The sequence below is a fragment of the Streptomyces sp. NPDC111802 genome, from assembly GCF_055634335.1.
This window is the reverse complement of the sequence record NZ_JBVKCZ010000008.1, coordinates 70121-82477: the sequence shown is the minus strand read 5'-3', so window position 1 is coordinate 82477 and position 12357 is coordinate 70121. Positions and strand designations below refer to the sequence as shown.

The following is a 12357-nucleotide window of genomic DNA, read 5'->3' as shown; positions in this document are numbered from 1 at the left end:
CAGTCCCACGCACTCGCGCTGGCCGCCGTGGGCATCAACCCCGCGCTACGCCAGCCGCTCCCGAATCCGTCCCCGCATCCCTGCCATCGTGAACCCTCGTGGATCCACCTTCCCGGGCTGCCACTCCAGATGGCCGATCACCGACCGCTCGGTCCAGCCGTGCTGGCGGCAGACGGCGGCCGAGACCCGTTCGATCGCCGACAGCTGGGCCTCGGGCCACGGGTCCTGACCGTCGCCCAGGTTCTCGCACTCGAAGCCGTAGAAGTGACGGTTGCCGTCGGTGTTGGCCTCGTTGTCAGCAGGCAGTGCCGTCTCGGCGATGACCGCGCGCAGCACGTCGTCGTCGCCGAGGCCGGCGTGGTTGGCGCGGCCGTAGCCGACGAGGTGGACCCTGCCGTCCTTGGTGATGACGCCGTGGCACAACGGGCCCGGCAGGCCCTCGTAGCCGTTGCGGCAGAGTTCCACGGTCTGCGCGCTGCCCTTGGTCACCGTGTGGTGGATCATCACGCCGTGGACCGGACCCCACGGCCCCACGTGGTTGCGGTTGTGGTGCTCCCAGTCGCCCACCTCGACGACCGTGACGCCCTCCGCTCTGAGTCTCTCCAGGAACCTGCTCGCGGACATGGGTGTGGCCATGGCCGCCGCCTCCTTCACGCCGTTCGCCGGCCGCCGTACGCGACCGCCTCGTACCGGTGCTCTACCGAAAACGGGCAGACGGGACTCCTCGAATCGCACGGTGTGCGAGTCTTTTCGGACACCTCGGGAGCAGTTCGTCGGAAGCCGTATCACTGGACAAGGTCCCTCTATTTGCCCAGTCGCTCGTGATCCATTCCCGCTCGTTCGGGTAATAGCATCGGCACGCTCAGTAATGGAAGGCTCGACCCCGCAGATCGCGATGCGTGGCGCCAGATGGGCGTCGTTGCATGACCGGGAGGGCAATTCCTTATGTCGGTAGGCGAAGAGGTCCGCACGGAGCAGGGCAAGCCGCAGCAGAGTCTCGGCACGGCGGCGGCGCGGAACCTGGCCACCACAACCAAGTCCGCGCCGCAGATGCAGGAGATCAGCTCCCGCTGGCTGCTGCGCATGCTGCCTTGGGTGAACGTGCAGGGCGGCACGTACCGGGTGAACCGGCGTCTGACCTACGCCGTCGGGGACGGCCGCATCACGTTCGTGAAGACCGGCGATCGTGTCGAGGTGGTCCCAGCCGAGTTGTGCGAGCTGCCGGCGCTGCGGTCGTACGAGGACGAGGACGTGCTCTCGGAGCTCGCCCAGCGTTGCCAGCAGCGCGAGTTCGCCGCGGGCCAGGTGATCGCCTCGTTCGGCAGCCCCACCGACGAGGTGTACCTGCTGGCGCACGGCAGGGTGGAGAAGCTCGGCACCGGCCCCTACGGGGAGGACGAGTCCCTCGGCGTCCTCGCCGACGGCGCCTACCTCGGTGAGCAGGCGCTGCTCGACTCCGACGCCATCTGGGAGTACACCGCCCGCGCGGTCACCGCCTGCACGGTGCTCGTGCTGCCCCGCCAGGACGTCGAGCAGGTCGCGGAGCGCGCCGAGTCGCTGAACGAACATCTGGAACAGCTGCGGTCGATCCCGCAGCAGCGCACCAACAAGTACGGCGAGAAGGAGGTCGACCTCGCGGCCGGCCACAGCGGTGAGCCGGACATCCCGCACACCTTCGTCGACTACGAGGCCCGGCCCCGTGAGTACGAACTGAGCATCGCCCAGACGGTGCTGCGCATCCACTCGCGCGTGGCCGACCTCTACAACCAGCCGATGAACCAGACCGAGCAGCAGCTCCGGCTGACCGTGGAGGCCCTGAAGGAGCGTCAGGAACACGAGCTCGTCAACAACCGCGAGTTCGGGCTGCTCCACAACTGCGAGTACGACCAGCGCCTGCAGCCGCACGACGGTGTGCCCAGCCCCGACGACCTGGACGAGCTGCTCAGCCGCCGGCGGGGCACCAAGCTGCTGCTCGCCCACCCGCGCGCGATCTCCGCGTTCGGACGTGAGCTGAACAAGCGCGGCCTGGTCCCCGAGACCATCGAGATGGCCGGCAACCGCATCCCCACCTGGCGCGGTGTGCCGATCTACCCCTGCAACAAGATTCCGGTCACCGAGGCCCGTACGACCTCGATCATCGCCATGCGTACGGGCGAGGCCGAGCAGGGCGTCATCGGGCTCCAGCAGGCGGGCATCCCGGACGAGATCGAGCCGAGCCTGTCCTGCCGCTTCATGGGCATCAACGAACAGGCCATCATCAAGTACCTGGTGACGGCGTACTACTCGGCCGCGGTCCTGGTGCCGGACGCCCTCGGGGTGCTGGAGAACGTCGAGATCGGCCGCTGGCGGTGACACTGCCGCGAACTCCCGCCGTCGGTGCGCCGTGTCCCGTGCCGCCGCCGTGGGTAGACCCTCCGGGTAGGCGCCCAGCCGTAGCGGAAGGGCCACTGTCCGCCGACTCTCCGAGGCGATGCCATGGGTGAGTTCATGACGGAGACGCAGCAACGCCCCGCCGGGGCGCGGCCGTCCACCGAGACGCTCCAAGGGCCGAGGTCCGGCGCGGTCGAAAGGGAAGGCGGCAGGCCGGGCCCGCTCGACGGTGTCGAGGCAGCGGTGCTCCTGGAGCGCGTCCGGGCCTCGGTCGACCCGGAACTGCGCGCCGCGATCGAGTCGTTGCCGCCCTCCATGCGCCGGGTCGCGCTCTACCACTTCGGCTGGGAGCACCCGGACGGCACTCCGGCGGTCGGCAACGCGGGCAAGGCGATCCGTCCCGCCCTCGTCCTCACGGCGGCCGCCGCGCTCGGCGGGCCGAGGGCGCGGGCGGCGGCCGTACCGGCGGCGGTCGCGGTGGAACTGGTGCACAACTTCACGCTGCTGCACGACGACGTGATGGACCAGGACACCACCCGCCGGCACCGGCCCACCGCCTGGACCGTGTTCGGTGAGGCCGACGCGATCCTCGGCGGCGACGCCCTCCAGGCGCTGGCCCTGCGGCTCCTCGCCGAGGACCCGCACCCGGCGTCCGCGCCGGCCGCCGCCCGGCTGGCGGACTGTGTCGTCGAACTGTGCGCCGGTCAGCACTCGGACACGGCGCTGGAGAAGCGGGGACCGGGCGAGGTCGGCCTGGACGAGGTGCTCGCCATGGCCGAGGCCAAGACGGGTGCGCTGCTGGGGTGCGCCTGTGCCCTGGGCGCGCTGTACGCGGGGGCGGCGGCGGAGGACGTGGCGGCGCTGGACGCGTTCGGCCGTGAGGCCGGGCTCGCCTTCCAGCTCATCGACGACGTCATCGGCATATGGGGCGATCCGCGCCACACCGGGAAGCCGGCCGGCGCGGATCTCGCCGCTCGTAAGAAGTCCCTGCCGGTCGTCGCCGCGCTGACCTCCGGCGGTCCGGCGGCGGCGGAGCTGGCCGCGCTGTACGAGATGCCGTACGACAAGGAGGACCTGCAGCGCACCGCGCTCGCCGTCGAGCGGGCCGGTGGCCGTGACTGGGCGCAGGCCCAGGCCGCCGACCGGATGGCCCGGGCCATGCAGGAGCTCGCCCGAGCCGTGCCCGACCCGGAGGAGGCGGGCGGACTGCTGGCGCTGGCGGAGTTCGTGACCCGACGCAGCAACTGAGCGCACGTCGGCAGCCGCACTGCTCGACGCGGCCGTACCACGCACCACCACGGCACGACCCGATCGCCGTCCCCTTGAGGGACGCGGCGGTCGTCGAGGCTCCGGAGCGTCCGGGCCGTACGGCTCCTGACCCCGTACGGCCGGCGGGCGGCTCCGGAACGGCGGGTCCCGCACATCCCCACGGTGTGCGGGGCCCGCCCCTGTGTACCCGTGCGCCCGCGCGTCACACCGGCCGGATCTCGACAACTTGGCCCCACGAACGTCACGCCGTCCCCATTCCCCTTACGATCAAGGCCGGTTGACACGAAGGGGCGGGTGCAGATCATGGGCGTCGCGATCCGGACGGCGGGCGAGGAGGACCGGGAGCTGGTGGTCCGGCTGCTGGACGCGGCCTTCCAGGACGATCCGGTCAGCGGCTGGGTGTTCCCGGACGAGGAGCATCGCCGTACCACCCACCCCCGGTTGATGGCGGCGTTCACCGACATCGTGCTCGCCCACGGCCGTATCGACGTCACCGAGGACGGCACGGCGTGCGCGCTGTGGATGTCCGTGCCGGCGGAGGCGCACGGCCAGGACGAGGAAGGGCCGGTCCGGCTGCGCGAGGCCGTCGACCCGGGCAACGAGCGCGTGGAGCAGATAGGACGTCTGACGGCGGCCATCCACCCGGAGGGCCGGGCCCACGAATACCTGTGGATGATCGCCGCGACACCCGGGCGCCAGGGCGAGGGCCTCGGCACCGCGCTCATCAACTCGGTCCTCGACCGCTGCGACGAGGAGGGTGTGGCCGCCTATCTGGAGGCGAGCAGCGCCCGCAGCCGGCATCTGTACGAGCGCCTCGGCTTCGAGCTGGAGGGCGACCCGCTCGACCTCCCGGACGGCCCGCGGATGTGGCCGATGTGGCGCGAACCGCGCGGCTGAACCGCCACCTCTCCTACTGCTCCGGCACGATCGTCGCCACGATCCGCTCCACCAGCCCGTCCGGCACGCTCACCCCGGGCAGGACGCCGTCCAGTACGTCCGGGAGTGTCAGATGCTCCAGGATCAGCCCGAGCATCGCGAGATAGAGCACGGTGACGGCCTCGTCGCCGCCCGGCAGTCCGGCGCCGCGGTGGAAGTCCATGCCCTCCTCCAGGTCACCGCGCACCGACTTGGTGAAGGAGGCGCGCAGTTCGGGGCGCCGGGTGGCCTCCAGGCGCATCTCCAGCAGGGCCAGATAGCCCGTGCGATCGCGGGTGGCGCGGCCCATCAGATCGTGCATGAAGGCCATGACCAGGGAGCGGTCCTTCGGCCGGGTCAGCAGCCCGGCGATCACCTCCGGGTCCGGCGCCAGCCGCACATGCAGCCGGGCGTCGATCTGGCGGAGCAGGTCGTCGCGCCCGGTGAAGTAGTTGGAGGCGGTGCCGACCGGCACCCCTGCCTCGGCGTCCACCGCGCGGAACGTCAGCCCGCGCGCTCCCTCCCGGGCGAGCACCTCGACGCCCGCGTCGACGAGGGCGGCCCGGCGCTCCGGATTGCCCGCCATTCGGAATCCCCTCTCTCACTTCAACCGGTCCCGGGAGTGCTCCCGTAAATGCCCTTGCAACCACTACAAACGAAGTACTACAACTGAAGCACTACAACCGGAGTGGTTGCGCACACCTTACGAAAAGAGACCGGCTTGCGAAAGCTCACCTACTTCATCGCGTGCTCGATCGACGGGTTCATCGGGGACCCGAGCGGCGACGCCACGGCGATGATCTCCTTTGTCGACGAGGAGTTCCTGGGGTTCCTCAAGGCGGAGTACCCGGAGACCATGCCGACCCACGGCCGCCGCGCGCTCGGCTTCGACGACCTGGCCAACCGGCGGTTCGACACGATCATCCAGGGCCGGGCCAGCTACGACCTGGCCCTGAAGGAGGGCGTCACCAGTCCGTACGCCCATATGCGCCAGTACGTCGCCTCGCGCAGCCTGACCGAGTCGCCCGACCCGCAGGTCGAGATCGTCGCGGACGACCTCGTCGGCAAGGTCCGCGAACTGAAGGCGGAGGAGGGCGGGTTGGACATCTATCTGTGCGGCGGCTCGGAGCTCGCCGGCGCGCTGCTCGACGAGATCGACGAGCTCGTCATCAAGACGTACCCCCTCGTGTACGGCTCGGGCATGCCGATGTTCGGCTCGGGCTTCGCCGTCACGGAGTTCATCCACGAAGAGGCGCGGACGTTCGGCAACGGCGCCGTGGTTCGTACGTACAGCAGGAAGCGCTGAGCCGTATCCCGCCCTACTCTGAGGACATGGGCAGCGAAGAGCACGTCTGTCCCGACTGCGGACAGCCCGTCGACACGGTCGTCAAGCGCCACAAGACGCTGGGCGCCTGGGTCCCCACCTGGGTGGGCGGCCCGTGCAAGAACCCCGACTGCGAGGCGTACTCCGAAGAAGGCGCCGAGCACGAGGAGAAGCACGAGCGGCCGAAGCAGCCCGAGACACACACCGTGAAGAAGTCCTGAGCACCGTGTCGAGAAACCCGGCCCGGCTCCGACGTCCCCTGTGAAAGCCGCCCGTCGAGGGTGGCCCGAGCCGACGGAAACAGAAGGAGCGGACCGATGAAGTACCTGGTCATGGTGCAGGGCACGCAGGCGGACTACGAGGCGATGCAGGGCAAGGGGTCCGAGCACTCCGTGGCCTGGAGCCAGCAGGACGTCCAGGCGATGTACGCCTTCATGCAGGCCCTCAACGACGACCTCGCCGAGAGTGGCGAGATGATCGACGGACAGGGGCTGGCCGAGCCCGCGAAGACCCGGCATGTCACCCTGGGTGACGACGGCAAGGCGGTGATCACCGACGGGCCGTACAGCGAGACCAAGGAACTGCTGGCCGGTTACTGGGTGCTGGACTGCGCGAGCCTGGAGCGGGTCACGGAGATCGCCGAGCGCGTCCTCAGTTGCCCCCAGCCGGCCGGAGCCCCCGTGTACCCGGTGGTGATCCGGCCCATCGACGACGGGGCCGGAGACATCGGCTGAGCCGTACATGAGCGTCACACCCGAGACCGAGGACCTGCTGCGCCGCCACGCGCCGCAGGTCCTCGGCGCGCTGGTGCGGCGCTACGGCCACTTCGACACCGCCGAGGACGCCGTGCAGGAGGCCCTGCTCGCCGCGGCCGAGCAGTGGCCGCGCACCGGTGTCCCGGACAACCCCCGCGGCTGGCTGATCAGGGTCGGCTCGCGCCGGCTGACCGACGCCCTGCGCGCGGAGGAGGCACGCCGGGCCCGGGAGGAGAAGGTCGCGGCACTGTCGCCAAGGGACGCCTTCACGGCCCCGCCCCCGGGCGCCGACCGCGCTCCCCGCGAGGACGACACCCTCACCCTGCTGTTCCTCAGCTGCCACCCGGACCTGACCCCGCCCGCCCAGATCGCCCTCACCCTGCGTGCCGTCGGCGGTCTGACCACTGCGGAGATCGCCCGCGCGTACCTGGTCCCCGAGGCGACGATGGCCCAGCGGATCAGCCGGGCCAAGCAGAAGGTCCGCGGTGTCCGCTTCGGGCGGCCCGACAACTGGGAGGACCGCCTGCCCGCGGTCCTGCAGACCCTGTACCTGATCTTCAACGAGGGCTATACGGCGACCTCGGGTACCAGCCTGCAACGGCGGGAGTTCGCCGGTGAGGCGATCCGGCTGACCCGCGAGGTCCACCGTCTCCTCCCCGACCACGGCGAGGTGGCCGGCCTGCTCGCGCTGATGCTGCTCACCGACGCCCGCCGCGACGCCCGCACCGGCCCGCACGGGGAACTCGTCCCGCTCGACGAGCAGGACCGCGACCGCTGGGACAAGGCCGCGATCGACGAGGGCGTCGTCCTGGTCACCCGGGCCCTGAGCCGGGGCCGCGCCGGCCCCTACCAGCTCCGCGCCGCCATCGCCGCCGTCCATGACGAGGCTCCGTCCGCGGGAGAGACCGACTGGCAGGAGATCCTCGGGCTCTACGACGTCCTGGTGCGCCTCGTCCCCGGGCCGGTCGAGCGTCTCAACCGCGCCGTCGCCGTCGCCATGGTCCACGGCCCGCGTGCCGGACTGGCGGAACTGGCCTCACTGGAGGATGAATTGGGTGCCGGGCACCGGCTGGACGCGGTCCGCGGGCATCTCCTGGAGCGGGCCGGCGCCCCTGACGAGGCGCGCGCCGCCTACGAGGCCGCGGCCGAAAAGACGCTGAGCCTGCCGGAGCAGCGGTATCTGCGCGCGCGGGCGGCACGGCTGACGCCGTAACCTCACGCCATGCCCGAACACATGTACATACTGCACCTCACCGAACGCTCCCTGTGGGAGGCGGCCCGCGAGCGCGGCGCCTACGAGATGTCGACCCGTGGCCGCACCCTTCAGGACGAGGGCTTCATCCACTGCTCGACCCGCGCCCAACTCCCGTCCGTGGCCGCCTTCCTGTACGGCTCCTACGCCGGCCCGGACGAACTGGTGGTGCTGGTCGTGGACCCCGCCCGGCTGGAGGTGCCCGTGAAGTACGAGGCGCCGCAGCCCGGGGGCGAGGAGTTCCCGCATGTGTACGGGCCGATCCCGGTGGACGCGGTCGTGGACGTGGAGACGTGGAAGTGACGGGGCGACGCCGGTTATGGCGGTGGGTCGTGATGGCGTGGGTGATCGTCGTGGTCGTGGCGGGCGGGGCGACGCTGTGGTTGCGGGACTCGGCCGAGCCGCCAGGACCGTACCGCTGGGAGGAGGCAAGTCCGACCCCGTCGCTGCCGGAGGGGTGGGAGTCGGCGTGCGCGGGTGCCACGCCCGACGGGGACGGTCAGGCACTCTGCTTCATCAGGACGCGCTGAGGCGGGGCAGTCCGCCCGTCTCCGGGTCCCGCCCCGTCAGGCAGTACGTCCCGCCCGTCGGATCGCGCATCACCGTCCAGTGGGCACCCTGGGCGACGAAGGTCGCGCCCAGCTCCTCGTGCCGGGCGCGGGTCGCCGGGATGTCCGCGCAGGCGAGGTCCAGGTGGGCGGAGGCCGCACGCTCCTCGTCGACCCGCTGGAGCAGGACGCGCACGGGCAGCCCGGCCGGTGGCCGCAGCACATGGAACTCGGGCAGCGAGCCGGGCGCCGACTCCCAGCCGTCCAACAGGGCGTTCCAGAAGGCGACTTCGGCGTCGTAGGCCGATGGCGGTACGTCCACACAGACCTGGTCGAGCCGGCTGCCGCGCGCCACGGGCGGGCGCACCGACTCCCCGTGCCAGGGCACGGCACAGAACAACTGCCCGGCGGGCGACCGCAGTACGGCCCATCCCTCGTGCTCGGCGGCCAGGCCCGCCCCGAGCCCGAGTGCCGACTTCACGAAGTCCGGTACGTCGTCCACGGCGAAGTCGAGATGCGCGCCACCGGGGCCCGAGTCGACCCCCTGCGCCTTCACACTGGCGTCCGCCCCGCCGCCCGGCAGCAGGGTCACGAACTCGCCCTCATCGCCCCGGAGTTCGGACAGCGCGGTGTCCGTCACCGCCGTCCAGAAGGCATTGGCCCGGCCGAAGGCCGCGACGGGACGGTCGATGAACGCGTAGGTCCAGCGGATGCTCATGAGGCGATCGTAGATCCGTCTACGCGGTCCCGCGCGCGGCAGTCGTAGGGGTCGACCGGCCTCGAAGCGGCATTCGTACGGCGGCCCGAAGCGTCACCACGCCTGCTTCGCAGGACCCTTACCAACCTCGCGCCACCTTCTGGGGCGTGCTTTGAGGAGGCCTGCGGATCAGGCCTCCTCCGCCGGCTGGCGGCGCGGCCCGGTCCGCTCGTACACCGTCACCCGCCGCCCCCGGACCTGTACGTCCGCCACCACCCTGAAGTGCTCCTCCAGCACGGCGGCCTTCGCCTTGTCCCGCTCCGCCGTCACCGCCCGCGCCACCTCGGACGCATCGGTGACCAGCAGTATCCGCCGCTGCGCCAGCATCGCGGCCCGTATCCGCGCCGGATCCGCCTCCTCGCCCTTCAACGTCCCCGACGCCGCCGGGCTCTTCGCCAGCGCCACGTCCCGCAGCCCGGTGAAGTCGCCGGGGGAGACCAGTGCGGTGTCGCGCCGGGCCGCCGGTACGAAGACCACCGCGTCCCCGGGCTCCTTCAGCCGCCGTACGTCCGCCGCGACGGCCAGCACATCGTCCACCCGGCTCGCCGGGGAGCGCTTGGCCAGCGACTGCGGCAGCAGCGCCACGGCCACCAGGGCGACCACGCCCGGGACGAGCCACGCCGACGCCCTCGGGAAACGGGGCCCGGCCGCCCGTGCCGCCGTACCCAGCGCCGTGCCGATCAGCAGGGCCAGCCCCAGCATGCTGAACAGGACGTAGCGGTCCAGGAAGAGCGGCCGGACCACGGAGAGTCCCAGCAGGCCGAGTTGCGGCACCGCCAGCAGCGGCAGTCCGACGGCCGCGACCGACAGCCGGCCCGCGCTCGGCCGGTCCAGCAGCGCGCCGAGGCCGCCGAGCGCCAGCAGGACCGCCGGGCCGATCAGCATGTGCCAGGTCAGCGGGGGAATCCAGGAGACCTGTTCGGCCTGGCTCCGGCTGAACAGGATCAACGGCAGTACGGCGGCCACGGCCGCGGTGGCGGCCACCGCCCAGCGCGTCGATATTCGCCGGCCGGCCCGCGTCCACAGCAGGGTCGCCAGGTGGGCCGGCAGGATCAGCAGCGACAGCCAGTTCAGCAGCCCGCACACCGCGACCGTGCCGCCGTACGCGGCCCAGTGCACGGCTCGGCCGCGCCCCTCCAGGACCATCACCAGCAACAGCGTCGAGATGCCCGCCCCGGCCGCGATCAGGGCGTACGGGCGCCCCTCCTGGAGCTGGAACTGCACGGCCGGCAGCAGCCCGAACACCAGCCCTCCCGCCAGGCCCGCCCGGCCCCCGGCCAGCCGACGGCCGATTTCCGCCACACAGACCGCCGCCACCCCCATGGCCAGCACCGAGGGCAGCCGCAGGGTCGTGGTGCCGGCGCCGAAGCAGGTGAAGACCCCGTGCATCAGCAGGTAGTAGAGCCCGTGCACGGCGTCGACCTGCCCGAGCATGTGCCAGATGTCCCCGGTGGACCGTCGCGCCACCTGCCAGGTCGCGGCCTCGTCCCGCCACACGCTGTGCTGCCGGGACAGCCCCCACAGACCGAGAGCGAGGGTCCACAGAAACGGGATGAGGCGGAGGGGAGCCCCTCTCAGCCAACGGGAATTGGGGCGTATCCAGGCTGAGTTCAAGCGGGCGTTCTCCAAGGGATCGACATTCCGTCCGGCGGGGGCCGGCCGCCGGGTGAGGTGATCCCACTCGCCCGCCTGCGCAGCGCACAGCGAAAGCCGCCGCGACCGCACGGGCCGAGACGGGATCCGAGTGCTGCTCAGCTTCCCCCGTACGCCACCCGCGTCGCAGATCGGCCGACGGGGTGGACATGCCAGAACCTACGGGACCGCGGCGATCCGAGGCCACCGATCACCGCGTGAACACAATCACCGCCGACTCACGGAACCTTGAGCCTGCCGGGCCGTCGATTCGTCACGTTTCGCCGTTGATTGACGGTTCCTCCGATCATGTCGCCAGGGGCCGCCACCGCGGAGCGCGAGCGTCCGCACCGGGACTACTCCGTGCCGTCCGCCGGCAGGCGCTCCGGCAGCCCGAGCCGCGGGAACTGGTCGTCGTGGAAGGTGACGATCTCGGTGATCGCCCCGCCGGTGACGCGCAGGACGTCGATCGTCAGCGGCAGGTACGCGCCCTCCCGGTCCCGCCAGAGGTAGAAGGCGACGGCGGGCTGCCGGTTCACGGAGATGGGGACGCCGCGCAGGCCCTTCATGCCCTCGAAGCCGTCCTCGACCCAGTCGTTCACCACCGCGTCGCGGCCGACGTACAGGCCCGGCGTGGGCGGCATCGAGCAGCGGACGTCGTCCCGCAGCATCGCGGCGAGCCCGTCGACGTCCGTGGCCACGCTGGCGTCGGTGAAGCGGCGCACCAGCTCGCGCGTCCCGGCGTCCTGTTCGCCGCCGGTCCAGTCCTGCCGCTCGGCGGGCAGGTGCTCCCGCATGCCGGCGCGGGCCCGCTGCAGCGCGCTGTTCACGGAGTTGACGGAGTCCCCGAGGAGTTCCGCGACGTCCTTCGCCGGCCAGCCGAGCACGTCCCGCAGGATCAGCACGGCCCGCGGGCGCGGCGCGAGGTGCTGGACCGCGACCAGGTACGCCAGCTCGATCGTCTCCCGCGCGACGGCGACGGTCTCCGGCTCGTCCGCGTCGCCCGCGGGCAACTCGTCGAGCAGCCGGTCCGGGTAGGGCTGAAGCCACGGCACCTCGCCGCCGGTCGCAGGCTCCGGGCGGCACTTGGCGAGCAGGTCCAGGCAGGCGTTGGTGGCGATCCGGTACAGCCAGGCCCGGAACGTCGACCGCCCCTCGAAGGTCTCCCGCCGCCGCCAGGCACGGAGGAACGTTTCCTGCACGGTGTCCTCGGCGTCCTCGAACGACCCGAGCATCCGGTAGCAGTGCACGTGCAGCTCCCGCCGGTGCCGCTCCGCCAGCCCCGAGAACGCCGGCTCGTCGACCTCGGCCAGCCCGCTCACGCCCAGCTCCTCCAGCCGCGTGTCCGCACTCATCACGTCGTCCTTCCGCCTCGTCGCGTCCCGTCGTAGGTGTGACGGGTGCGGGCGCGAAAACTCATCACCGGAGTCAGTCGGCATTTTTCGACGTTGTGGAGAACCGTGTGGCCGGGCGAAGAAGACCGCACCCGGACCGTCATGGACGCCGTGTTCGGCGGCCTGCGGACCGGGTGCGGT

At 71.6% G+C, this 12357-nt stretch carries 14 protein-coding genes; 9 read left to right on the top strand and 5 right to left on the bottom strand.

Features of this window, described 5'->3' with window-relative positions; all coding sequences use genetic code 11:
* Window positions 1-45: 45 nt before the first annotated feature.
* Window positions 46-636, bottom strand: a complete 591-nt coding sequence (locus tag ACZ7NC_RS10820; protein ID WP_471486865.1) for an N-acetylmuramoyl-L-alanine amidase — start codon at window positions 634-636, stop codon at window positions 46-48.
* Window positions 637-945: 309 nt separating this feature from the next.
* Between ACZ7NC_RS10820 and ACZ7NC_RS10815 the strand changes: the two genes are divergently transcribed.
* The 3 genes from ACZ7NC_RS10815 (at window position 946) to ACZ7NC_RS10805 (ending at window position 4536) form a co-directional block, all read left to right on the top strand.
* Window positions 946-2352, top strand: coding sequence for a family 2B encapsulin nanocompartment shell protein (locus ACZ7NC_RS10815; RefSeq protein ID WP_471486864.1), 1407 nt, complete (start codon window positions 946-948; stop codon window positions 2350-2352).
* Between the two features lie 135 nt (window positions 2353-2487).
* The gene (locus tag ACZ7NC_RS10810) at window positions 2488-3618 is read left to right on the top strand and encodes a family 2 encapsulin nanocompartment cargo protein polyprenyl transferase (protein WP_471486862.1); all 1131 of its coding nucleotides are present in this window, start codon (window positions 2488-2490) and stop codon (window positions 3616-3618) included.
* 324 nt (window positions 3619-3942) lie between these two features.
* Window positions 3943-4536, top strand: coding sequence for a GNAT family N-acetyltransferase (locus ACZ7NC_RS10805; protein ID WP_471486860.1), 594 nt, complete (start codon window positions 3943-3945; stop codon window positions 4534-4536).
* A 13-nt stretch (window positions 4537-4549) separates the two neighbouring features.
* Here the strand turns inward: ACZ7NC_RS10805 and ACZ7NC_RS10800 are convergent, their stop codons facing one another.
* Window positions 4550-5140 (bottom strand): TetR/AcrR family transcriptional regulator, encoded by a 591-nt coding sequence (locus ACZ7NC_RS10800; RefSeq protein ID WP_471486858.1) that lies wholly within the window; start codon window positions 5138-5140, stop codon window positions 4550-4552.
* A 135-nt stretch (window positions 5141-5275) separates the two neighbouring features.
* Between ACZ7NC_RS10800 and ACZ7NC_RS10795 the strand changes: the two genes are divergently transcribed.
* The 6 genes from ACZ7NC_RS10795 (at window position 5276) to ACZ7NC_RS10770 (ending at window position 8415) form a co-directional block, all read left to right on the top strand.
* Window positions 5276-5860 carry a dihydrofolate reductase family protein gene (locus ACZ7NC_RS10795; RefSeq protein ID WP_471486856.1) on the top strand — a complete coding sequence of 195 codons (585 nt, stop codon included), beginning with the start codon at window positions 5276-5278 and terminating at the stop codon, window positions 5858-5860.
* Window positions 5861-5886: 26 nt separating this feature from the next.
* Complete coding sequence (locus ACZ7NC_RS10790) at window positions 5887-6099, top strand: hypothetical protein (protein ID WP_471486854.1); 213 nt, start codon at window positions 5887-5889, stop codon at window positions 6097-6099.
* Window positions 6100-6195: 96 nt separating this feature from the next.
* Complete coding sequence (locus ACZ7NC_RS10785) at window positions 6196-6612, top strand: YciI family protein (RefSeq protein ID WP_471486852.1); 417 nt, start codon at window positions 6196-6198, stop codon at window positions 6610-6612.
* Window positions 6613-6619: 7 nt separating this feature from the next.
* Complete coding sequence (locus ACZ7NC_RS10780) at window positions 6620-7846, top strand: RNA polymerase sigma factor (protein WP_471486850.1); 1227 nt, start codon at window positions 6620-6622, stop codon at window positions 7844-7846.
* 9 nt (window positions 7847-7855) lie between these two features.
* On the top strand, window positions 7856-8188 hold the full coding sequence (locus ACZ7NC_RS10775; RefSeq protein ID WP_471486848.1) for a DUF952 domain-containing protein: 333 nt from the start codon (window positions 7856-7858) through the stop codon (window positions 8186-8188).
* Between the two features lie 32 nt (window positions 8189-8220).
* Window positions 8221-8415, top strand: coding sequence for a hypothetical protein (locus ACZ7NC_RS10770; protein ID WP_471486846.1), 195 nt, complete (start codon window positions 8221-8223; stop codon window positions 8413-8415).
* Here ACZ7NC_RS10770 and ACZ7NC_RS10765 read toward each other — a convergent pair.
* The 3 genes from ACZ7NC_RS10765 to ACZ7NC_RS10755 form a co-directional block, all read right to left on the bottom strand.
* Window positions 8402-9151, bottom strand: a complete 750-nt coding sequence (locus tag ACZ7NC_RS10765) for a VOC family protein (RefSeq protein WP_471486844.1) — start codon at window positions 9149-9151, stop codon at window positions 8402-8404. The two genes, ACZ7NC_RS10770 and ACZ7NC_RS10765, sit on opposite strands and share 14 nt — an antisense overlap.
* Window positions 9152-9319: 168 nt before the next feature.
* Complete coding sequence (locus ACZ7NC_RS10760) at window positions 9320-10804, bottom strand: glycosyltransferase family 39 protein (RefSeq protein WP_471486842.1); 1485 nt, start codon at window positions 10802-10804, stop codon at window positions 9320-9322.
* 374 nt (window positions 10805-11178) lie between these two features.
* Window positions 11179-12177 (bottom strand): RNA polymerase subunit sigma-70, encoded by a 999-nt coding sequence (locus ACZ7NC_RS10755; protein ID WP_471486840.1) that lies wholly within the window; start codon window positions 12175-12177, stop codon window positions 11179-11181.
* Between the last annotated feature and the right edge of the window lie 180 nt (window positions 12178-12357).